General features: G+C 67.1%; 21 protein-coding genes. 13 read left to right on the top strand and 8 right to left on the bottom strand.

What is annotated here, in order from left to right; all coding sequences use genetic code 11:
• Nucleotides 1-215 precede the first annotated feature (215 nt).
• Nucleotides 216-476 (bottom strand): hypothetical protein, encoded by a 261-nt coding sequence (locus tag VZ068_RS18170; protein WP_104535155.1) that lies wholly within the window; start codon nucleotides 474-476, stop codon nucleotides 216-218.
• Between the two features lie 228 nt (nucleotides 477-704).
• Between VZ068_RS18170 and VZ068_RS18165 the strand changes: the two genes are divergently transcribed.
• Genes VZ068_RS18165 through VZ068_RS18155 form a run of 3 tightly spaced genes read left to right on the top strand, consistent with a single transcriptional unit; the run spans nucleotide 705 to nucleotide 3,159 of the window.
• Nucleotides 705-1,772, top strand: a complete 1,068-nt coding sequence (locus VZ068_RS18165; protein ID WP_349656077.1) for a class I SAM-dependent methyltransferase — start codon at nucleotides 705-707, stop codon at nucleotides 1,770-1,772.
• On the top strand, nucleotides 1,769-2,482 hold the full coding sequence (locus tag VZ068_RS18160) for a pseudouridine synthase (protein ID WP_259156685.1): 714 nt from the start codon (nucleotides 1,769-1,771) through the stop codon (nucleotides 2,480-2,482). The genes VZ068_RS18165 and VZ068_RS18160 overlap by 4 nt, the downstream gene beginning before the upstream one ends.
• A complete protein-coding gene (locus VZ068_RS18155; protein WP_259156684.1) occupies nucleotides 2,479-3,159 on the top strand; it encodes an HAD family phosphatase in 681 nt (226 codons plus the stop codon). Before VZ068_RS18160 ends, VZ068_RS18155 begins: the two co-directional genes overlap by 4 nt.
• Before the next feature lie 434 nt (nucleotides 3,160-3,593).
• Here VZ068_RS18155 and VZ068_RS18150 read toward each other — a convergent pair whose 3' ends face one another.
• The 6 genes from VZ068_RS18150 to VZ068_RS18125 all read right to left on the bottom strand — a co-directional run bounded on the left by VZ068_RS18150 (nucleotide 3,594) and on the right by VZ068_RS18125 (nucleotide 8,946).
• Nucleotides 3,594-4,400, bottom strand: a complete 807-nt coding sequence (locus VZ068_RS18150; RefSeq protein WP_349656076.1) for an SDR family oxidoreductase — start codon at nucleotides 4,398-4,400, stop codon at nucleotides 3,594-3,596.
• A gap of 188 nt (nucleotides 4,401-4,588) precedes the next feature.
• On the bottom strand, nucleotides 4,589-5,149 hold the full coding sequence (locus tag VZ068_RS18145; RefSeq protein ID WP_349656075.1) for a DUF1415 domain-containing protein: 561 nt from the start codon (nucleotides 5,147-5,149) through the stop codon (nucleotides 4,589-4,591).
• A 130-nt stretch (nucleotides 5,150-5,279) separates the two neighbouring features.
• Nucleotides 5,280-6,137, bottom strand: coding sequence for an alpha/beta fold hydrolase (locus VZ068_RS18140; RefSeq protein ID WP_259163133.1), 858 nt, complete (start codon nucleotides 6,135-6,137; stop codon nucleotides 5,280-5,282).
• Entirely contained in the window at nucleotides 6,115-7,854 is a 1,740-nt protein-coding gene (locus tag VZ068_RS18135) for an ATP-binding protein (RefSeq protein ID WP_349656074.1), read from the bottom strand. The genes VZ068_RS18140 and VZ068_RS18135 overlap by 23 nt, the downstream gene beginning before the upstream one ends.
• Nucleotides 7,847-8,308, bottom strand: coding sequence for a hypothetical protein (locus VZ068_RS18130; protein WP_349656073.1), 462 nt, complete (start codon nucleotides 8,306-8,308; stop codon nucleotides 7,847-7,849). Before VZ068_RS18130 ends, VZ068_RS18135 begins: the two co-directional genes overlap by 8 nt.
• Nucleotides 8,309-8,460: 152 nt before the next feature.
• The gene (locus tag VZ068_RS18125; protein WP_259156674.1) at nucleotides 8,461-8,946 is read right to left on the bottom strand and encodes a YajQ family cyclic di-GMP-binding protein; all 486 of its coding nucleotides are present in this window, start codon (nucleotides 8,944-8,946) and stop codon (nucleotides 8,461-8,463) included.
• A 106-nt stretch (nucleotides 8,947-9,052) separates the two neighbouring features.
• Here VZ068_RS18125 and VZ068_RS18120 point away from each other — a divergent pair, with 106 nt between their 5' ends.
• The 5 genes from VZ068_RS18120 (at nucleotide 9,053) to VZ068_RS18100 (ending at nucleotide 13,512) form a co-directional block, all read left to right on the top strand.
• Nucleotides 9,053-9,949, top strand: coding sequence for a DMT family transporter (locus VZ068_RS18120; protein ID WP_259156671.1), 897 nt, complete (start codon nucleotides 9,053-9,055; stop codon nucleotides 9,947-9,949).
• A 161-nt stretch (nucleotides 9,950-10,110) separates the two neighbouring features.
• Nucleotides 10,111-11,118 carry a methionine ABC transporter ATP-binding protein gene (locus VZ068_RS18115; protein ID WP_349656072.1) on the top strand — a complete coding sequence of 336 codons (1,008 nt, stop codon included), beginning with the start codon at nucleotides 10,111-10,113 and terminating at the stop codon, nucleotides 11,116-11,118.
• A 2-nt stretch (nucleotides 11,119-11,120) separates the two neighbouring features.
• Nucleotides 11,121-11,813: a methionine ABC transporter permease gene (locus VZ068_RS18110; protein ID WP_259156991.1), complete on the top strand. Its 693-nt coding sequence runs from the start codon at nucleotides 11,121-11,123 to the stop codon at nucleotides 11,811-11,813.
• A gap of 215 nt (nucleotides 11,814-12,028) precedes the next feature.
• Entirely contained in the window at nucleotides 12,029-12,829 is an 801-nt protein-coding gene (locus tag VZ068_RS18105; RefSeq protein WP_259156669.1) for a MetQ/NlpA family ABC transporter substrate-binding protein, read from the top strand.
• Nucleotides 12,830-12,954: 125 nt separating this feature from the next.
• Nucleotides 12,955-13,512 (top strand): DUF1453 domain-containing protein, encoded by a 558-nt coding sequence (locus tag VZ068_RS18100; RefSeq protein ID WP_259156668.1) that lies wholly within the window; start codon nucleotides 12,955-12,957, stop codon nucleotides 13,510-13,512.
• A gap of 118 nt (nucleotides 13,513-13,630) precedes the next feature.
• On the opposite strand, the gene VZ068_RS18095 is transcribed toward VZ068_RS18100, so the two are convergent.
• Nucleotides 13,631-14,302, bottom strand: a complete 672-nt coding sequence (locus tag VZ068_RS18095; RefSeq protein WP_259156667.1) for an OmpW family outer membrane protein — start codon at nucleotides 14,300-14,302, stop codon at nucleotides 13,631-13,633.
• Between the two features lie 144 nt (nucleotides 14,303-14,446).
• Between VZ068_RS18095 and VZ068_RS18090 the strand changes: the two genes are divergently transcribed.
• The 5 genes from VZ068_RS18090 (at nucleotide 14,447) to lpdA (ending at nucleotide 20,345) form a co-directional block, all read left to right on the top strand.
• Nucleotides 14,447-15,007, top strand: a complete 561-nt coding sequence (locus VZ068_RS18090) for a DNA-deoxyinosine glycosylase (protein ID WP_259156666.1) — start codon at nucleotides 14,447-14,449, stop codon at nucleotides 15,005-15,007.
• 180 nt (nucleotides 15,008-15,187) lie between these two features.
• Nucleotides 15,188-15,952 carry a YggN family protein gene (locus VZ068_RS18085; RefSeq protein ID WP_259163128.1) on the top strand — a complete coding sequence of 255 codons (765 nt, stop codon included), beginning with the start codon at nucleotides 15,188-15,190 and terminating at the stop codon, nucleotides 15,950-15,952.
• Between the two features lie 127 nt (nucleotides 15,953-16,079).
• Nucleotides 16,080-17,852, top strand: a complete 1,773-nt coding sequence (locus VZ068_RS18080) for a dihydrolipoyllysine-residue acetyltransferase (RefSeq protein ID WP_349656071.1) — start codon at nucleotides 16,080-16,082, stop codon at nucleotides 17,850-17,852.
• On the top strand, nucleotides 17,849-18,496 hold the full coding sequence (locus VZ068_RS18075; protein ID WP_259163126.1) for a hypothetical protein: 648 nt from the start codon (nucleotides 17,849-17,851) through the stop codon (nucleotides 18,494-18,496). Before VZ068_RS18080 ends, VZ068_RS18075 begins: the two co-directional genes overlap by 4 nt.
• 16 nt (nucleotides 18,497-18,512) lie before the next feature.
• Nucleotides 18,513-20,345 carry a dihydrolipoyl dehydrogenase gene (gene lpdA, locus VZ068_RS18070; protein WP_349656070.1) on the top strand — a complete coding sequence of 611 codons (1,833 nt, stop codon included), beginning with the start codon at nucleotides 18,513-18,515 and terminating at the stop codon, nucleotides 20,343-20,345.
• Nucleotides 20,346-20,516: the final 171 nt, after the last annotated feature.

Here is a 20,516-nt window from a genome sequence, read left to right as displayed (position 1 = left end):
ACCCCACTCCCTCTCCGAGCCCCAGCCCGCACTTGCGACGCAGGCGCCCCAGAGCACGCGCCACTGGCGCGCAACTGTGCCCTCGCTCCCCGAAGGGAGAGGGGCTTTACACATGGTCGAAACGTGAACCGCTGACTCACCCATCGCACACCTTTCATACAGTGGCAGCGAGTCGATAGCCGCAGCGCGTCAAGTCCTGGCTGTGATAACAACGCTTAGCGCGGCGATTCCGGCGATGCGCTGAAACGGCGTGCGTAGCCGCGCTCTTCGGTGATGCGGCTGATGTCGTCGTCGGCCATTTCCGGCGCACCGTAGACGGCGTAGGCCACGCTGCCGTCGTCGCGCTCACCGACCTGGTGCAGACGGTAACGGGGGCGGCCTGCGCCGGTGTTTTCGGGGTAGTGCATCGGTGGCGGTGTGTCGTCCAGATCCATTTCGCTGTTGTCGACAACTCCACCTACGAACAGGGCTCGCATCGCGTATCTCCGGTGTGGGCTTGAATTCCAGCCTAGGCCGGCAGATGTTGCGTATGCATCAACGCTCCGTATAAACCGTGCAAGGTCGCCTGTTCGCAGGTCACGTAATGGACGACCCGCATCAGCGCGTGAGGGCTGTCATGCTGCAAGACCGGATCGGGGGCGACCAGGACGGGTGGCAGGCAGCGCTCCCTTACAATGGCCGCCTGTTCACGACCCGACGATCCGATGGCTGGCCCGCACGATGCACCGCTTCAAGCCCTGTTCCTGCCCTTCGCCCAAGGCGCGCTGCCGTGGCCGACAGGCCCGGTCCTGTTTCTGCGCGCGCGCGACGGTTTTCCGCTGCGCGAGCATGCATCCGCCGACGCGCTGACCTGCGAGCAGAGTTTTCGCCCGTTTGCGCAGGCATTGCAGGGGAGCGGCTGGGGCGTGCGCGAAGAGAGCGAGATCGAGGCCGACAGTACGCGGTATGCGCTGGTGCTGGTGCTGCCGCCGCGGCAGCGCGAAGAAGCGCGCGCGCTGTTTGCACGCGCGCTCGCGCTGACCGCGCCCGGCGGCAGGGTGGTGGCGTGCCAGTCCAACAACGAGGGCGCGCGCTCGGGCGAGGCCGATCTGCGCCAGCTCGCCGGCCTGGCCGGCAGCCTGACCAAGCACCACTGCCGCACCTACTGGACCGCGCCGCTGCCTGCCGACACCGACGCCGCGTTGCAGGCGCGCTGGGCCGCGCTGGATGCGCCACGCAAGATCCTGGATGGGCGCTTCGTCAGCCGACCGGGCGTGTTCGCCTGGGATCGCATCGATCCTGCGTCGGCGTTGCTGGTCGAGCACCTGCCGGCCACCCTGGCCGGGCATGGTGCCGACCTGGGTGCGGGGTTCGGGTATCTCTCGGCCGAACTGCTGGCGCGCTGCCCCAAGGTCACCGCGCTGGACCTGTACGAAGCCGAGGCGCGCGCACTGGCGTTGGCGCGACGCAATCTGCAGGACATCGCGCATCCGGCGCAGGTGCAGTACCTCTGGCATGACGTCACCGCCGGGCTGGCGGCGCAGTACGACTTCATCGTCAGCAACCCCCCGTTCCACACGCCCTCGCGCGCCGATCGCCCGGACATCGGCCAGCGTTTCATCGCCGTGGCCGCGCAGGCACTGCGCCCGGGCGGGCAGCTGCTGCTGGTGGCCAACCGGCATCTGCCCTACGAGCAGGTGCTCAACGAAAGCTTCGGGCAGGTCCGCGTGGCCGCCGAGCGCGACGGCTTCAAGTTGATCGCTGCCGTGCGCGGCAAGGCGGCGCGCGCATGAAGCTGGTCAAACACATCGCCAATCTCGGCTATGGCAGCCGCAAGCAGGTGACCCAGCTGTTTCGCCAGGGCGCCGTCACCGATGCGCAGGGCGAGGTGCTGTATGCCGACGACCAGGTGGAGCACGATGCCATCCGCATCGACGGCGAGCCGCTGGACCCGCCGCCGGGTTTCAGCCTGTTGCTGCACAAGCCCAGCGGGTACACCTGTTCGACCAAGGACACCGGCCGGCTGATCTACGAGCTGCTGCCATCGCGCTTTCGCTCGCGTGCGCCGGTATTGGCGCCGGTGGGGCGGCTGGATCGCGACACCAGCGGCATGCTGCTGATGACCGACGATGGCGCGTTGCTGCACCGGATCATTTCGCCCAAGTCCGCGTTGGACAAGGTCTACGACGTCAGCCTGGCCGACGACCTGCGCGGCGACGAAGCGGCGCTGTTTTCCAGCGGCACGCTGCTGCTGGAAGGCGAAACCAAGCCATTGCTGCCGGCCGAGCTTGAGGTGCTTGGCCCACGCCAGGCACGCCTGACCCTGCACGAGGGCCGCTATCACCAGGTACGCCGCATGTTCGCCGCAGCCGGCAATCATGTGGCGGCGCTGCACCGCAGCCGTATCGGCGGCTTGTCGCTGGACGCGTTGCCGGCCGGGCAATGGCGTGCGCTGCAGGACAGCGATCTGGAGGTGTTGTTCGGGCGTGGAGCGGTTGCATGACGGCGGCCACCCCGCTGCCGTTCCGCCCGCAGGCGGTGATCTTCGATATGGATGGCCTGATGCTCGACAGCGAGCGCGCCATCACCGCCTGCCTGGCACAGGCGGCCGAGGCGCAGGGGCTGACGATCGAGCCGGCGTTCTGGTTGCAGATGGTGGGCACCGGCGATGTCGCCTGCCGCCGCCTGCTCGGCGAACGCGTCGGCGACGCCGCTGCCGACCGCATGCTGGCGCGCGCGCAGTTGCTCTATGCCGTCGTTGCCGAACGCGGTATCCCGCACCGGCCCGGCATCATTGCGTTGCTGGAGTATCTGGTGGCGATCGGCATGCCGCGTGCGGTGGCGACCTCCACCCAGCGCCCGCTTGCGTTGCGCAAGCTCAAGGCGGCCGATCTGCTGTGGCGTTTCGACGCGGTGTGCACGGCCAGCGATGTGGCCCATCCCAAGCCGGCGCCGGACATCTACCTGTTGGCAGCGCATTCGCTCCAGGTGGACCCTGCGCACTGCCTGGTGCTGGAAGATTCGCCGACCGGCGTGCGCGCCGCATTGGCGGCGGGCATGACCCCGATCCAGATCCCGGACCTGCTCGAACCGGATGCGGACGTGCGCGCGCTGGGCCATCGCATCATGCCTTCGCTGAGCGATGCGCAGCGCCTGCTGGAAGCGCAATTGTCGGGCTGACCGGCGGGGTGGGTGAGCGTGCGGACGCGCATCCGGACCGCAGTGCGATGCCAGGCGCAGCAACCCGCGCTGGCGATCAGCCCATGGCGCGCTGGCGATCAGTGCGCGACCACCAACGCCCCGCTCCCGCCGGGGCGAGAAGGCATGGTTCGCGCGCCACTGGCGCGCGCGGCTTGGAGCGCCTGCGTCGCAAACGCGGGCTGGGCGCGGTGCGGTACGGACAAACCAACCCAAACCGCTTCACGCATGGACAACGCGCAAAGCCCCGCTGCAGCGGATGCACGATGCGCACCGCTATCGGAGCTTGCGCCTCACCGATGCGCAAACAGGGCTGTCGTGCATGACCAACGCCACAAACCGGCAAGCACGCGCGTAGCAACGTCACGCCCGGCACGCTGCAACGCGCATCACCCAGCCCGCATCGGCAGCACACCTCACACGTATTGCATCTTGCGCGACATGCCGCCGTCGACGACGAAGTCCTGCCCGGTGACGAACCCGGACAGCTGCGGCGACAGCAGATAGACCGCCAGCTGCGCGATGTCTTCCGGCGTGCCCACACGTCCGGCCGGGTGCTGCGCATGGTCGCGTCGCGACAGTCTGGGCGCACGACGGCGCTGCGGCGCACGCCAGGCATCGGTGCTGATCCACCCCGGGCTGATGCTGTTGACGCGTACCTGCGGGCCTTCGCTCAACGCCAATGCGTGAGTAAAGGCGACCAGGCCGCCCTTGGCCGCCGCATAGGCTTCGCTATGCGGCTCGGACTGCCAGGCGCGGGTGGAGGCGATATTGACGATCGCACCACCGCCCTGCGCCTGCGTCAGCGCAGGCAAGGCATGTTTGCTGCATAAAAATGCGCCATGCAGGCTTGCCAGACGCCGGTTCCAGTCGTCCCATTCCAGCTGCGGCAACGGCGCAACGTGCGGGTCTGCGACGCCGGCGTTATTGACTAGGCCATCGAGTCTGCCGAAGCGCTTGCGCGCCGTGGCGATCAAGCGCGCGGCCTGGGTCTGGCGCGCGGCATCGCAGCGCACGAACGCACTGCGTTGTGGCAGCGCCCATTCCTGCAGGCAGGCCTTTCCGGCATCGGCATCCAGATCGCCGATCACCACACTGCCGCCGGCGCCAAGCACAGCCTGCGCAATCCCGCGTCCAATGCCTTGCGCGCCACCGGTGATCACCACCACGCGGTCCTGCAGCGGTGACGGGTTCCATGCGGAAACAGCGGGAATCAGGGCCATGGCGTGCGCACATAACGGAAGGATGCGGCACTGTAGCGCGCGCCATGTCAGTGCTGCAGCAACACCGGGTATGCGTGCGACAGCGACGCATACGTGGTCCTTGTCGGCACTTCAACCGATGAGCTGTCGACGCAGGCTGCCGACGGTCGTGGCTTGCTGCGCGCGATGGCGCGTAACAGCAGGCGTGCTCAGTGCTCGGCGCCGTTCAATACGCGGTCCCAGCCCGCGTGGCCCAGCCGTTCCAGCGTCTGGATATTGCGCTCGACAATCACGTCAGGATCCGGGAACGCCGCCACCGCACGTTCCACGCTGTCCTCGCGCAGCAGGTGCAGGGTCGGGAACGGCGAGCGGTTGGTGAAGTTGGCCACATCGTCCGGCGCAGCGCCTGCGAATTGGTAATCGGGATGGAAGCTGGCCACCTGCAGGGTGCCTTGCAGATCCAGCGCTTCCACCGCTGCGTCGGCGTTGTCGAGGAAGTCGTTGTACTCCAGGAAGTCGGTGAGCACGTCCGGATGCACGATCAGCGTGGTGTCGATCTGCTCGGACGGCGTGTCGCGTAGCAGCACCAGTTCTTCGGCCAGTTGTTCCAGCAGGGCTTCGGGCGTGCTGGCATCGCTGAGTACCAGCCGCACCTGGTCCTTGACGTACACCGCCTTGGCGAACGGGCAAAGGTTCAGCCCGATCACCGCGCGCTCGATCCAGGTGCGGGTCGCGGTCAACGGATCGGGCGTGGCAGGCGTGGTGGTCATCGTGGCGGCAGCGTGATGGCGCGCCAGTGTATGCGATCGCTGCGGGCGCGGCGGCGCTAGCCGATTCATCAACGAGGACGCAGCAGACGCAACCGATGCCGTCCGGCGCGATGTTGCTGCGCCCACGCAATCAGCGCGTGTCGCCGTCGTCGCTGTACTCAGCCTCGTCAACATGTGCACCGACATGCGCACGCAAGAACTCCACCGACACCTGTGCAACGTGTCCGGCCAGCGGCGTCTTGTGCGGCGACCCGATGGCATGCGCGCCGCTGTCGAAGGCGATCGCCTGCTTGAGCGGAGCAGCGGTGCCCAGCGCGTCGAACATGGCCAGCATCGCCGGCACCGAGGCAATCTGATCTTCGTCGCCATTGGGCGCGCGGTAATAGCCCAGCAGCACCGGGCAGCGCACCTGTGACCACGGCGGCGCGGTGGCGAGCGCATCGAAGACGCCGCGCAAGGTTCGAAAGCCATCCGGGTGGATGCTGTCCGACCAGTAGGCCAGCTCCGCTGCGCTGCGCGGGTACGGGTCGGCGATCGGCGCATCGGCGTCGCAGAGCCGATCGAGCAGGTCCGCATTGACCGGCTGGATGCCGGGCGACCACGCCACCACCGCCGCAACCTGCTCGGGATGCCGGGCCGCAAGCCATAACGCCAGCGTGCCGCCCAGTGACGAACCGACAATCGCAACGCGCTTGCCCATGCGCTGCGCCTGCGCCAGCGCCTGCCGTGCAGAGCTGTGTAGCGCCGCTGTGGTCAGCCCCCGCATCGCATCGGGTGCGCGGTCACCATGCTGGGGCCAGCGGTGCACGTAGCCGTTGGCGCCCAATGCATCGGCCATCTGTTCGGGCAGCGCGCCGGCCTCGCCCGGACTTGCAGAAAACCCATGCAGGAACAGCAGCGCCAGTGGGGTGCGTTGCTGGGCAGCGCTGCGCCAATGCCAGCGTGCCGCGGTACCTGGCTTCAGCTCAGTGCTGTGGTCGTTGTGCATGGTGGGCCAGCAGGGCCAGCAGTTCGTGGGCGTTGATCGGCTTGGACAGGTAACCCGCCACGCCGGCGGCTGCGGCTTCGCGCATCGAATCGGTACGCGTGTCGGCGGTCAGCACGACGATCGGCGGCAGCGCGGCAATCGCATCGCGGGCCTGCCCCAAGGCATCCCAGCCGGAGGTGCCGGGCATGTGCAGATCGAGAAACACCAGGTCCGGCGCGGCCTGGGCAATGCGCTGCACCGCATCGGTGCCATCGACATGAAAGCTCACCCGATGCCCGGCGCGCGTCAGCAGGTTGCCGATCACCAGGCGATTGGTGTCCATGTCCTCGAAGACCAGGCAATGCAGCGGCGGCACGGTCTGCGCGTGGTGCGCCAACGCATCGCGCAGGTCGAGCGTGCGGCTGCTGTCGGCTGCGGCCACCGGCAGCTCGAAGATCCAGCGGAAGATGCTGCCCCCGGCCGGGTTGTCGCCCACCGTCAGGCTGCCGCGCATCGCATCGGACACCGACAGGGCGATATACAGCCCCAGGCCGACCCCGCCCTCGGCACGGCTGAATCCGGTGCTGAGCTGGGTGAACGGCGTAAAGATGTAGGCCTTCTTGTCGTCGGGCACGCCGATGCCGGTGTCGGTGATCGTCGCGGCGATCAACCAGCGCTGCTGTATCTGGGTGGCTTCGAGCAGCAATTCGACCGCGCCACCGGCCGGGGTGAACTTGATCGCATTGATGACCAGGTTGCTGATCACCTGCTCGATGCGGCCCTCGTCGCCCAGCACGTAGGGCGTGTTCGGTGCCTCCATGCGCACGCTCAGCGACACGCCCTTGGTGGATGCGGCGGTTGCGCAGACCGCTTTGACGGTGGTCAGCACGTCCAGCAGGCTCAGAGGCTTGCTCTGCAGCTGCAGTCGCCCACCGTCGATGCTGGCAACGTCCAGCACTTCATTGACGCGATGGCGCAGTGCGGTCGCATTGACGGTCATGGCCTGCATCAGGTCGCGCTGTTCGGACGACATGTTGTCGGTGTCGATCAGCTGCGCGCAATTGATGACCGCATTCAACGGCGTGCGCAGCTCATGGTTCATGGTGCTGATGAAACGGCTTTGCGCATCGCGCGAGGCCAGCGCCTGCAGCGCCACTTCCTGCATCGCAAGCACGATGCGCGCCACCAGCAGCGGCAGCACCATGCTGAGCGCCACCGCATACACGAAGTACGCCGGCCGCGACAGCCAGTAGCCGCTGGGCGCGGTCAGCAACATCAGTACGAAGGTGGCCAGCAGCACCGGCAAGGTCGCGCGTTGCCCATAGCGGGCCACCGCCGCGATGGTGATGAACGGCAAAAACGCGTTCAACGACATCAATAGGATGAAGGCCAGCGTGGTCTGGATGCCGATGAACAGCAGGTTCATCGCAAAGCCCATCGCATCCAGCCACTCGCTGGGCGGGATGACCCGGCGCCGCACCAGCACCATCCACGCGACCGAGATGACCCATAAGGCCACGGCGGTGGGGAATACGTTGTGCGCGTCCTTGACCAGCACCGGCTGTGGGCCATACAGCCAGCCCAGGCACCACAGGGTCACCATGGTCTGCACGATCACCCGGCCGACGCAGGCGCGGTATTCCAGAAACGACTCGAACAGCCGCACCAGTCTGTCGTTGCGCAGCTGCCGGGCGGCCAGAATCAGGCCGGGCGCTGCGCCGTCGGAAGTGCTACGCATGAGGCTCCGCGTCGTCGATGGGAAGAGTGCGCCGGTAGCGCTTGACCAGTAGACCTGCGGCAGTGGCCACGGCGGTGAAGCGGTGCGCAAGCATGTCGCTCAACGCGTCGCGTTCCACATCGTCACGCAGCTGGTCGCAGGCCTTGAGCAAGGGCTGCGAGCCGGTCAACGAGATGGTGTTCTTCAACGAGTGGATCTGTTCCAGTGCCTGCGCGTGGCTGGTGTTGGCGTCGCCAAGCGTGCACCGCGCAATGGCGTGTTCGATCTCCACCGCAAAGGCGTCGGCAAAGGCCGCAGCAGCCACCGGGTCGAGGCCGGCCATGGTGTGCAGCGTGGATCCGCTTTCGATCTGCGGTTGCGCATGGATCTTGACCGCCTGCACGCCGCCTGCGGCAGGCGCGCTGGCCTGTAAGGTGCGCAGGCGATGCAGCAGGCGGGTGAGCAGGGAGCGCATCGCGCCGCTAGACCTGCGGCCCGCAGCGACGATCGCGCTCAGCGCGGCCGCAACGCAGGCGTTGCTGGCCCCACCGCACGGCGCCGCAACGCACTGCAGGCGCCTGCATGTCGGCGTCGGCCACCGCACTCACCGGCATCGCCCGCGCACGCTCAGTCGCGGAAGTTGTCAAATTGCAGCGGAAGCTCGAAATCGGCCTTTTTCAGCAGCGCGATCGCATCCTGCAGGTCGTCGCGCTTCTTGCCGGTCACGCGCAGCTTGTCGCCGTTGATCTGCGCCTCGACCTTGATCTTGGCTTCCTTGAGCTTGGCCACCAGCTGCTTGGCCTGCTTCTGCTCGAGGCCCTGCTTGACGGTGACCTTCTGCCGCGCACCGGCCAGATTGGTTTCCACATCGCCAAAGTCCAGGCAGCGCACATCGATGCTGCGCGCCAACAGCCGCGCGCGCAGGATGTCGGTCATCTGCTTGAGCTGGAAGTCGCTGGGTGCGGACTGGTTGATCACCTTGCCGTCCTCCAGTTCGAACTTGGCTTCCACACCCTTGAAATCGAAACGCGTGTCCAGTTCACGGTTGGCCTGGTCCACCGCATTGGTCAGTTCGTGCTTGTCGACTTCGGACACGACGTCGAAGGAAGGCATGCAAAGCTCCTGTTGTCTGAAAACAGCGGCCATTCTAGGCCATCGCGCCCGGATGCCCGTCATCGGCGCATGGCGGTTGGCGCGTTGCGACGGCGATAATGCGTCCATGCCCAACCCCCGTTCTCCGCTTGCCGCCATCGCCTGGATGGTCGCCGCCGTGGCCTGCTTCTCGCTGATGGATGCGGCGATGAAGCTGCTGTCGGCGCATTACCCGCCGTTGCAGGTGACCCTGTTGCGTGGCGCCGCGTCGCTGCCGTTCGTGCTGGTGTGGGTGTTCGCCACCGCCGGGCCGCGTGCCATCGTGCCGGTGCGCTGGGGCCTGCATCTGCTGCGCGGGGGCCTGGGCATGGTGATGATCGGCTGCTTCGTCTACGGCCTGAAGCGGATGCCGCTGTCCACCGCCTACACCATCTACTTCGTGGCACCGTTGCTGGTGGCGGCCTTGTCGGTGCCGCTACTGGGGGAACACGTGGGGCCGCGGCGCTGGACGGCGATCGCCATCGGCCTGGTCGGGGTCATCGTGGTGCTGCGCCCGGGCGTGGGCGGGTTGGTGTCGCTGCCCGGGCTGATGGTGCTGCTGGCGGCCACCGCCTATGCCATCGCCGCAGTCACGGTGAGCCTGCTGACCCGCACCGATACGCCGCAGTCCATGGTGGTGTGGTTCCTGCTGTTCATGGCCATCGGCGCCGGCTTGCTGGCCATCCCCGACTGGGTGCCGTTGCAGGCCAGCCACGGCTGGCTGATCGCCGGCATGGGCCTGGCCGGCGCGCTGGGGCAGATTGCGCTGACCCAGGCCTTCCTGCGCGGCGAGGCCTCGATGATCGCGCCGCTGGAATACACCGGCCTGGTCTGGGTGATCGGCTGGGACTGGCTGCTGTGGCAGACCTTGCCCGACGGCTGGACCTGGACCGGCGCCGGCATCATCGTCGCCAGCGGGCTGTACCTGTTGCGGCGGGAGCGGATACGGCAGGCCGATAGGCCGCCGCCGCTGGATAGGCCGTGATTGGGGATTCGGGAGTCGGGATTGGGATTCGCAAGGGCAACGGCAAGGCGCTTTGGCTTTTGCGAATCCCCAATCCCCAATCCCAGCCGTTAGAACCTAATGGAATGACGGCCGTAAACATTGACTGGTAGGCTTCACGACCCCCCAATCGGCCACGCGCGGTGATCCAGTTTCAGGGCCTGCACAAGTCTTACTCCGTCGACGGTCGCCAGATCGTGGCGCTGCATCCGCTCGATCTGCGGATCGGCCCCGGCGAGGTGTTCGGCATCATCGGTCATTCCGGTGCCGGCAAATCCACGCTGATCCGCTTGATCAACCGGCTGGAGGAGCCTAGCGGCGGGCGCCTGCTGATTGGCGAGGAAGACGTCACCGCGCTGGACAGCCAGGGCATGCGTGGCCTGCGTCGGCGCATCGGCATGATCTTCCAGCACTTCAACCTGCTGTCCTCGCGCACCGTGGCCGGCAATGTAGCCTTTCCGCTGGAACTGGCCGGCACCGCACGCGCGCAGGTCGATGCGCGGGTGGCCGAGCTGCTGGCGCGGGTCGGCCTGCAGGAGCACGCCAACAAGTATCCGGCGCAGCTGTCCGGCGGCCAGAAGCAGCGCGTGGGCATTGCGCGCGCGCTGGCCACCCGGCCGCAGATCCTGCTGTGCGACGAGGCCACCAGCGCGCTGGACCCGCAGACCACCGCCTCGGTGCTGCAACTGCTGGCGCAGATCAACCGCGAGCTGGGCCTGACCATCGTGCTGATCACCCACGAAATGGACGTGATCCGCCGGGTCTGCGACCGCGTGGCGGTGCTGGACGCCGGCAAGCTGGTGGAAACCGGCCCGGTCACCGAGGTGTTCCTGCATCCCAAACATGCCACCACGCGGCGTTTCGTGTCCGAAGCCGAGCACGTGGACGAGGCCGAGCTGCACCGCGATTTCGCCGCCGTCGGCGGGCGGGTGGTGCGGCTGACCTTCCTGGGGAACGGTACCTACGAGCCGGTGCTGGGCCGCATCGCCCGCGAGACCGGGGTCGACTACAACATCCTGTCCGGGCGCGTGGACCGCATCAAGGACACGCCGTACGGTCAGCTCATCGTCGCGCTGACCGGCGGCGACCAGAATGCTGCGCGTGCCGGCTTTGTCGCCGCCGGCGTGCACGTGGAGGACCTGCGCGTATGAACCTGACGCCGATCGCCGCCGCAGGCGGTTTTTTCCGCAATCTCGATGCCGCCAAATGGGGCGACATCGGGCAGGCGACCCTGGATACCTTGCTGATGCTGGCTGGCGCGCTGCCGCTGACCTTGCTGATCGGCCTGCCGCTGGGTGTTGCGCTGTTCCTGTGCGGCGCCCCGCAGCTACGCCGTCGTCCGGTGGTGTACGGCGCGCTGGCCCTGGTGATCAACCTGCTGCGCTCGGTGCCCTTCATCATCCTGATGATTGCGATGATCCCGCTCACCCTGGCGCTGATGGGCACCTCGCTCGGCGTGCGCGGCGCGATCCTGCCGCTGGTGGTGGGCGCCGCGCCGTTCTATGCGCGCCTGGTGGAAACCGCGCTGCGCGAGGTGGACCGCGGCATTATCGAAGCCAGCCAGGCGATGGGTGCCACCACGCGCCAGCTGGTGCTGTGGGTGCTGTTGCCCGAAGCGCGCCCCGGCCTGATCGCAGGCGCCACCGTCACCACCATCGCGCTGATCGGCTTCACCGCCATGGGCGGGGCGATCGGCTCCGGCGGCCTGGGCGATGTGGCCTACCGCGAGGGCTATATGCGCTCGCATGCCGATGTCGCGCTGATCACCGTCATCGCCTTGCTGGTGCTGGTGCAGCTGTTGCAGATGCTGGGCGATCGCCTGGTGGCCCGCTACAGCCGCCGCTGAGCCAGAGGCGCCGCCGGGTCGGCAACCGGTGGCCGCGGTGCATGCCCGCATCGGCGGCCATCGTTGCGGTCAGCTGCAGCCGGCTGCGCTGGCATCTTCCCGGCGTTCGTCTTGCCTGCACGGCCGGCGCGGGCCGCCGCATCGCCGCTGCACCTGCGGTCTGCTAGGTTTAACGCCTGCGGCCCGTCCGCATTCCTCCTCCCACGGACCCTTTCATGAGCACATTTGCGTTTCGTTCCCTTCTTGCTGTGGCCACGCTTGCGTTGGCGTCCTGCGGCGGCAATGGCGGCAGCGGTGGCGATACCCTCACCGTCGCTGCTACGGCGGTGCCGCACGCCGAAATCCTGGAAGTGGTCGAACCGCTGCTGGCCAAGCAGGGTGTGAAGCTGGATGTGCGCGTGTTCAACGACTACGTGCAGCCCAACGACCAGGTCGTGCAGAAGCAGATCGACGTCAACTATTTCCAGACCGAGCCCTACCTGGACGCCTACAACCGCGACCGCAAGAGCCAGCTGGTGACCGTGGTCGGCGTGCATATCGAGCCGTTCGGTGCATACTCGCGCCGCTTCAAGGCGCTGGCCGATCTGCCGACCGGCGCCGACGTAGTGATTCCCAACGACCCGAGCAACAACAGCCGCGCGCTGATCCTGCTCGACAAGGCCGGCGTGATCAAACTCAAGGACCCGAGCAACGCGCTGTCCACCCAGCGCGACATCGTCGACAACCCCAAGCAGCTGAAATTCCGCGAGCTCGATTCGGCGATGCTGCCACGCGTGCTGGATCAGGTGGACCTGGCGCTGATCAACACCAACTACGCGCTCGACGCCGGGCTCAACCCCACCCGCGATGCGCTGGCGATCGAAAGCAAGGAGTCGCCATACGTGAACTTCCTGGTGGCGCGCGCAGACAACAAGGACGATGCGCGCGTGCAGAAGCTGGCCAAGGCCTTGACCAGCCCGGAAGTGAAGGCCTTTATCGAACAGAAGTACAAGGGCGCGGTCCTGCCCGCGTTCTGAGTGCGATCACGACGGTCGCGCTCACCAGGCCAGTGCGCGCGGCCGATCGCACCGGCGGCACCGAACACACAGGGCTGACGCAGGCGTAGTAGCGTGGGGGGCCCTGCTCTCCGGCCACCGATGCGATGCCCCTGCTTCTTGCCATCCCGCTGGCCGTGATCATCGCCCTGGCGGTGTTCGCGGTGCTGTTCCCGTTATCGTTGCTGCAGCGTTTCCGTGTCGGTACCGCGCGCCGCCAGGCACGCGGCTGGTTGCTGATGATCAATCTGGTGTCTGCGGTCCTTTCCAGCGTGTTGTTCGTCATTTTCACCGCGATCGCCGCGGCATTCTGGCCAGGTGCGATCAGTCATGCCGCCTTCGGCTGGGCATGCGGGCTGGCGCTGGGTGTGCTGGCGTTGCGCCTGACCCAGTTCGAGCGCACCACCCAAGGGTTGTTCTATCGGCCCAATCTCTGGCTCGTGCTGGCCTTGACTGCGCTGGTAGTGGTGCGGGTGATCGCCGGCATGGTGCAGGGGTGGCGCAGTGCCTGGCAGGGCGTGGCATGGCCGGTCGATGGCTGGCTCAGCCATGCCAGCCTGCTGGGTGCCGCCGGCGTGCTGCTCGGCTATGCGTTGGCTTACGCCACCTTGCTGTGGTGGCGTTGGCGCACCGCGCGCTTGCGCGGCAGCGTCTACTGGCGTTGAAACGCGTCAGGTGCACGCCATGCGCCGACGCAGCCCGGCGCAGTCGTGGATGTCGTGCATAAAAAAACGGGCCTGACGGCCCGTTTTTTCGACTCGGACGTTGCGTATCGCGACGTGCTTAGAAGCGCGCGCCGACACCGAAACCAACGGTCCACGGATCCAGTTCCAGCTCGCTGCCGGTGCCCTGGCCGCCCACGCGCAGTTCCGGACGCGAACGCATGTAGCGGGCGTCGGCACGTGCGAACCAAGTGGAGTTGATGTTCATGTCCACACCGACGGTGCCGATCACGCCCTTGGCGGTATCCAGGCCCACGTGCTGACCGGTGGTCGACGCCGCATCGATCTTCTCGTTGCTGAAGTTCGATTCGTAGTAACCCACGCCCACGAACGGACGGAACACGTTGTCGGCCTGGCCGAAGTGATACTGGCCGCTGATGGCGATCGGCTGCTGCTCGACAGTGCCCAGCTTGCCCGCGCCATCGGCGTTGACACGGTGGTTGAACTTGTCGGCGGCGCCCCACAGTTCAACGGCCCAGTTGTCGTTGATGTAGTAGCTGGCGCTCAGCGTCGGCGCCGGGCCGCCATCGACGTCCAGGCCCGGAGCCGGATCGTTCTTCGGCTTGATCAAGGCGACACCACCGACCACTGCCCAATGCTTGCCGGACGCGCTATCGGCGCTGGTGGAAGTCGAGGAGGTGTCGCCGGTATAAGTGGTGTCCTGCGCGAACGCGGACGGTGCAAACGCAAGAGCGGATACGGCAGCCAGGCTCAGGATGGAAATGGCACGCATTGGAGGTCTCCTCGCATAATTTTTGTTAGGCCCGTGGAGTGGGCCGCGCCAAAGCTATTCCTGAAAATCTGAATCCACGCCTACCTGCAGCTCGCTAAAATTTCGTTTGTTCAGGAACTTTCCCAAGAAGGTTGCGGTTGCGACATGCAGGCTGAAAAAGACATTCACGCAGATGCGATCGCCGTGACGAAAAACGACGTACGTGACGGCTTGCCAGCGCACATTCCTAACGATTGCCGTGTCCTGGTGCTCGGCTCGATGCCCGGCATCGCATCGTTGGAGGCGGGCCGCTATTACGCGCATCCGCGCAATCGGTTCTGGCCCTTGATGCATGCCCTATTAGGCATCGATGCCGCCGCAGCGTATGCCTTACGCATGCAGGCGCTGAACGCGCGTGGCGTCGGCGTGTGGGACGTCATCGGCCAGTGCGCGCGCCGCGGCAGCCTGGATGCCGCCATCGTCGCAGACAGTGTCGTGGTCAATCCGCTGCCAGCCGTGCTGGCACGCCTGCCGCAGCTGCGCATGGTGGCCTGCAATGGCGCCGCAGCGGCGCAGGCCTGGCGTCGCCACGTCGATCCGCTGCTATCGCCGGGTGCGCGCAGCGTGCCGCTTGTGGCGTTGCCTTCCACCAGTCCGGCCAACGCTGCATGGTCGTTGCCGCGCCTGTGCCAAGCGTGGCAATCGCTGCGCGATGCATTGGACTGATGCGGCCCTGGCACCGCGAAACAAGCGCCACGCTGCGTACCGGCGCGGCGCATACCCGTCAGTGCGTACGCAGACAGCCGCCACACCGCCAGCTACCGCCATAAGTCATGCCAGCGTCCGGCACAGGCAGCCCGCAGCGCGTGGCCGCACAGTGCAGGCAGCAGATGAAGGAGCACCGCAATGGCGATCAGACACGCAATGACGATGGCGGCAGCGCTGGCGTTGGCGTTGGGCAGCGTTGCTGCAGCGGATGCGACCGCTGCCGACGAGATGCATTGCGATGTCAGCAGCGATTACGACCTCACGCTCAACCCGCGCAGCCTGATCCTGATTCGCGACGCCGGGTCGCCGCAGCGCCTGGTGATGCGCCAGGGCGCGTTGTTCGTCGACGATCGCTGGGTGACGCTGAGCGCAGACGACCGCACTCGCCTGATCCAGTTCGAGCGGCAGACCCGCGAGGTGGTGCCGCTGGCGCAGGAGGTCGGCCGCGAGGCTGCAGATATCGCGGTCACCGCGCTCGGCGAAGTGGCCGCCGGATTCAGCCGCAGTCCCGAGGCCACCCGTGCGCAACTGGCCAGCGTGCGCGAAAAGATCGATCTGCGCTTGAAGCAGAGCTTCAGCAAAAGCCAGCTCACGCCCGTGAATATCGACGACGACATCGGCGCGCTGGTCGCCGAGGTATTGCCGCAGGTGATCGGCGATGTGATCGCCGGTGCGGTGCAGTCGGGGCTCACCGGCAACGACGTGCAGCTGCGTTCGCTCGATGGGCTTGACGCGCGCATCGAGCGTCTGGTCGAGCCGCAGGCGCGTGCATTGCGTCCGCGCGCGCAGCGCTTGTGCGACCGTGTTCAAGCGCTGGATGGGCTGGACAATGCGCTGGCGTATCGTTTGCCCTCGGGCGAGCCACTGCAACTGTTGCGGGTGGAACGACGCGCCCCGAAATAAGCACGCGCGCGCGTGCGCGGACGCTGCATCCTGCCGGCCGTGCGATTTTTTCCGCGGCAATGGTTGGCGCTGCGGCCCGTGGCCGGCCACAATAGGGGTTTCCCCATCTGTTGCCGGAGTTCCCCGTATGGCCGAAATCAAGGAAGCACTTGTCCCCGATATCGGTGACTACAGCGATGTCCCGGTAATCGAGGTGCTGGTGTCGGTCGGCGATACGGTCAGCAAGGACCAGAGCCTGGTCACGCTGGAATCGGACAAGGCCACGATGGAAGTGCCCTCGTCGGTGTCCGGCGTGGTCAAGGAGATCAAGGTCAAGGTCGGCGACGCGCTGTCGCAGGGCGCGCTGGTGGCGCTGATCGAAGTGGCCGATGCCGGCGCCGACACTGCGTCCAAGCCGGCCGCTGCCGCGCCTGCTGCCCCGGCCAAGGCCGCTCCCGCTGCTGCCCCGGCACCTGCTGCCAAGGCAGCCCCGGCTGCATCCGCTGCCGCCGAAGGCGGTCTGGTCGAGGCGCGCGTGCCGGATATCGGCGATTACACCGACATCCCGGTGATCGAGGTGCTGGTCGCCGTCGGCGATACCGTCGCCAAGGACCAGAGCCTGGTCACGCTGGAATCGGACAAGGCCACGATGGAAGTGCCGTCCTCGGCCGCCGGCGTGGTCAAGGAACTCAAGGTCAAGGTGGGCGATACGCTCTCGCAGGGCAACGTGGTGGCGATCATCGCTGCCAGCGATGGCGGCGGCGGTGCGGCGCAGTCCCCGGCCAAGCCCAGCACCGACACCGCCGAAACCGCCGGCAAGGTCGAGCCGGTCGCGGTGTCGGCCGAGCCGGACAAGCTGGCCCAGCGCGAGATCGCGCAGGTGCAGGGCGCGCGCTCCAGCGAGGCCGCGCAGCCTGCGCAGGGCGGCCAGCCGTCGGCCGGGCAGCCATCCAGCCCGCCGGTGACCTTCGACGCCGACAGCGTGCTGCCGTCCAAGGTGGCCTACGCCAGCCCGGTGGTGCGCGTGTTCGCGCGCGAGCTGGGCGTGGACCTGAACCAGCTCAAGGGCAGCGAAAAGGGCGGCCGTATCACCCGTGAAGACGTGCAGCGCTTCGTCAAGGCCGCACTCAGCGGTGGCGCGCCTGCCGCAGCCGGTGCCGCACCGGCCGGTGGCGGCAACGGCCTGAACCTGCTGGCCTGGCCGAAGGTGGACTTCAGCAAGTTCGGCGAGACCGAAACCCAGCCGCTGTCGCGCATCAAGAAGATTTCCGGTGCCAACCTGGCGCGCAACTGGGCGATGATTCCGCACGTCACCCAGTTCGAATCGGCCGACATCACCGATCTGGAAGCCCTGCGCGTGGCGCTGAACAAGGAAAACGAGAAGGCCGGCATCAAGCTGACCATGCTCGCCTTCCTGGTCAAGGCCAGTGCCGCGGCGCTGAAGAAGTTCCCCGAGTTCAACGCCTCGCTCGATGCAGCCGGCGAAAACCTCACGCTGAAGAAGTACATCAACATCGGTTTTGCCGCCGATACGCCGAACGGCCTGGTGGTTCCGGTGATCCGCGACGTGGACAAGAAGGGCGTGCTGCAGATCGCGCAGGAAAGCGGCGAGCTGGCCAAGAAGGCGCGCGACGGCAAGCTCGGCCCGGGCGACATGAGCGGGGGCTGCTTCTCGATCAGCTCGCTCGGCGGCATCGGCGGCACCGCGTTCACGCCGATCATCAATGCACCGGAAGTGGCGATCCTGGGCGTGTCCAAGTCGGCGATGCAGCCGGTCTGGAACGGCAAGGAGTTCGCGCCGAAGTTGATGCTGCCGTTGTCGCTGAGCTACGACCACCGCGTCATCGACGGCGCGCTGGCGGCCCGCTTCACCACCTACCTCAGCCAGGTGCTGGCCGACATGCGTCGCGTCCTGCTGTGAGGACTGCGCTGCTGACGATCGCCTTGCTCGGCGTGTTGCCGTGCAGCGGTGCGGTGGCACGCGAGTGCGACAGCACGCTGGGGCGCGGCTGGCCGCCGGCGGTGGGCAACTACGGCACCGCAGTGAGCACGCTGCTCGACGGCGCCAGCAAGCCGGCCTTGTCGTTGCTGACCCTGCCCGCGCGTGGCGTGGAAAGCGGCGTGTCGCTGGTGCCGGGCAAGGACGGCGCCGACTGGACCTTGCGCCATAGTCGCGCCGACGAGCGCGTCTACAGCTGGGTCAGTCAGGCCGATCGCGGCAGTGTGCAGTTCCGCACCGAGCAGACCCCGGAAACGGTCGAGATCCCGATTCCGGCGGCGCTGGCCAAGCGTCTGGTCAGCAACTGGACCGCGGCCCTGACCCAGCTGGCACCGAGCGGCCGCACCGCGCCGGTGACCGAGGGCGAAGTGCTGTCGTTCCAGGTCGACGGAGTGCGCTACAGCGGTACGCGCCCGAGCTGCGGCGCCGGCGAGCTGCTGCTGCAGCAGGCCGCGTTGCTGATCGAGGCCAGCGACGGCAAGGAAAAGAAGCGCGACAAGCGCTGGACCCAAATCGAATCGTCGCTGGATGAACTCCAGCAGACGCTTGCCGGCACGGCCGGTTGAGCCACAGGAGAAGCAAATGGCGGTCATTGAAATCAAGGTTCCCGACATCGGCGATTACAGCGATGTCCCCGTCATCGAAGTGCTGGTCGCCGTGGGCGACAGCGTGGCCAAGGACCAGGGCCTGGTGACGCTGGAGTCGGACAAGGCCACGCTGGAAGTGCCGTCCTCGGCCGCCGGTGTGGTCAAGGAACTCAAGGTCAAGGTCGGCGACAGCCTGTCCGAAGGCGCAGTGGTGCTGCTGCTGGAAACCGCAGGCGAGGCCGCTGCGCCTGCGCCCGCCAAGGCCGACACCAAGGCCGCTGCGCCTGCTGCGGCCCCTGCGGCCGCCGCACCCGGCAGCAAGCCGCCGGTGACGCCGTCGCATCGCGCCCCGGCCGAACCGGCGCCGTCCAAGCCGGCGCTGGCCAGTGGCAAGCCGGCCGATATCGAATGCAAGATGGTGGTGCTCGGCGCCGGCCCCGGCGGCTACACCGCCGCGTTCCGCGCCGCCGACCTGGGCCTGGACACGGTGCTGATCGAGCGCTATGCCAGCCTGGGCGGGGTCTGCCTCAATGTCGGCTGCATCCCGTCCAAGGCGCTGCTGCATGCCGCCGCGGTGATCGACGAAGTGGCGCATGCCGGCGATTTCGGCGTGGACTTCGGCCAGCCCAAGATCACCCTGGACAAGCTGCGCGAGTACAAGGAAAAAGTGGTTGGCAAGCTCACCGGCGGCCTGGCCAGCATGGCCAAGCAGCGCAAGGTGCGTACCGTCACCGGCGTGGCGTCGTTCGTGTCGCCCAACGAGCTGGAGATCGTCGGCGACGACGGCAAGACCCAGCTGCTGCGCTTCGAGCATTGCATCATCGCCGCTGGTTCGCAGGCGGTGAAGCTGCCCAACTTCCCGTGGGACGACAAGCGCGTGATGGACTCCACCGACGCGCTGGAGCTGCACGACATCCCCAAGACCCTGCTGGTGGTCGGCGGCGGCATCATCGGCCTGGAAATGGCCACGGTGTACAGCGCGCTCGGCAGCAAGGTCACCGTGGTCGAGTTCATGGACCAGCTGATGCCGGGCGCCGACAAGGACCTGGTCAAGCCGCTGGCCGACCGCCTGAAGAAGCAGGGCGTCGAGGTCCATCTCAAGACCAAGGCCACCGACGTCACCGCCGACAAGGTCGGCATCAACGTGTCCTTCGAGGCGGCTGTGGAGGGCGAGAAGCCCGGCCTGCAGGCGACCGCCTATGACCGCGTGCTGGTGGCGGTGGGCCGTTCGCCCAACGGCAAGAAGATCGGCGCAGAGAAGGCGGGCGTCACCGTTACCGAGCGCGGCTTCATTCCGGTGGACCGGCAGATGCGCACCAACGTGCCGCACATCTTCGCCATCGGCGACATCGTCGGTAACCCGATGCTGGCGCACAAGGCCACCCACGAAGGCAAGCTGGCCGCCGAAGTGGCTGCCGGCGAGAAAAAGGAATGGGTGGCGCGGGTGATCCCGTCGGTGGCGTACACCAATCCGGAAATCGCCTGGGTCGGCGTCACCGAGACCGAAGCCAAGGCCAAGGGCCTGAAGGTCGGCGTGGCCAAGTTCCCGTGGGCCGCCAGCGGCCGTGCGATCGGCATCGGCCGCACCGAGGGCTTCACCAAGCTGATCTTCGACGAAGAGACCCACCGCGTCATCGGTGGCGCCATCGTCGGCGTGCATGCCGGTGACCTGCTGGCCGAGATCGGGCTGGCGATCGAGATGGGCGCCGAGGCCGAAGACATCGGCCACACCATCCACGCCCATCCGACCCTGAGCGAATCGGTCGGCATGGCGGCCGAGGTCTACGACGGCACCATCACCGACCTGTACATCCCCAAGAAGAAGTAACCGCGCGCGTCCGCAGCGGTCAACAACGCCCCGCCTTGTGCGGGGCGTTGTCGTCAGGGGCACGGGTAAGCGCGATCGCCGTTGGCACGATCGCTGCGGCGCGGCGCTGCGCTGCGCCGTATCGTGTAGGACGCGTTAGTGCATGCGATGCGACTGCGCACGCGCAGAGTT

Source organism: Xanthomonas sp. 10-10 (genome assembly GCF_040182365.1).
Taxonomy (GTDB): Bacteria; Pseudomonadota; Gammaproteobacteria; order Xanthomonadales; family Xanthomonadaceae; genus Xanthomonas; species Xanthomonas arboricola_F.
Note: the sequence above shows the minus strand (reverse complement) of the source record. Positions and strands in the feature narration are given on the sequence as shown.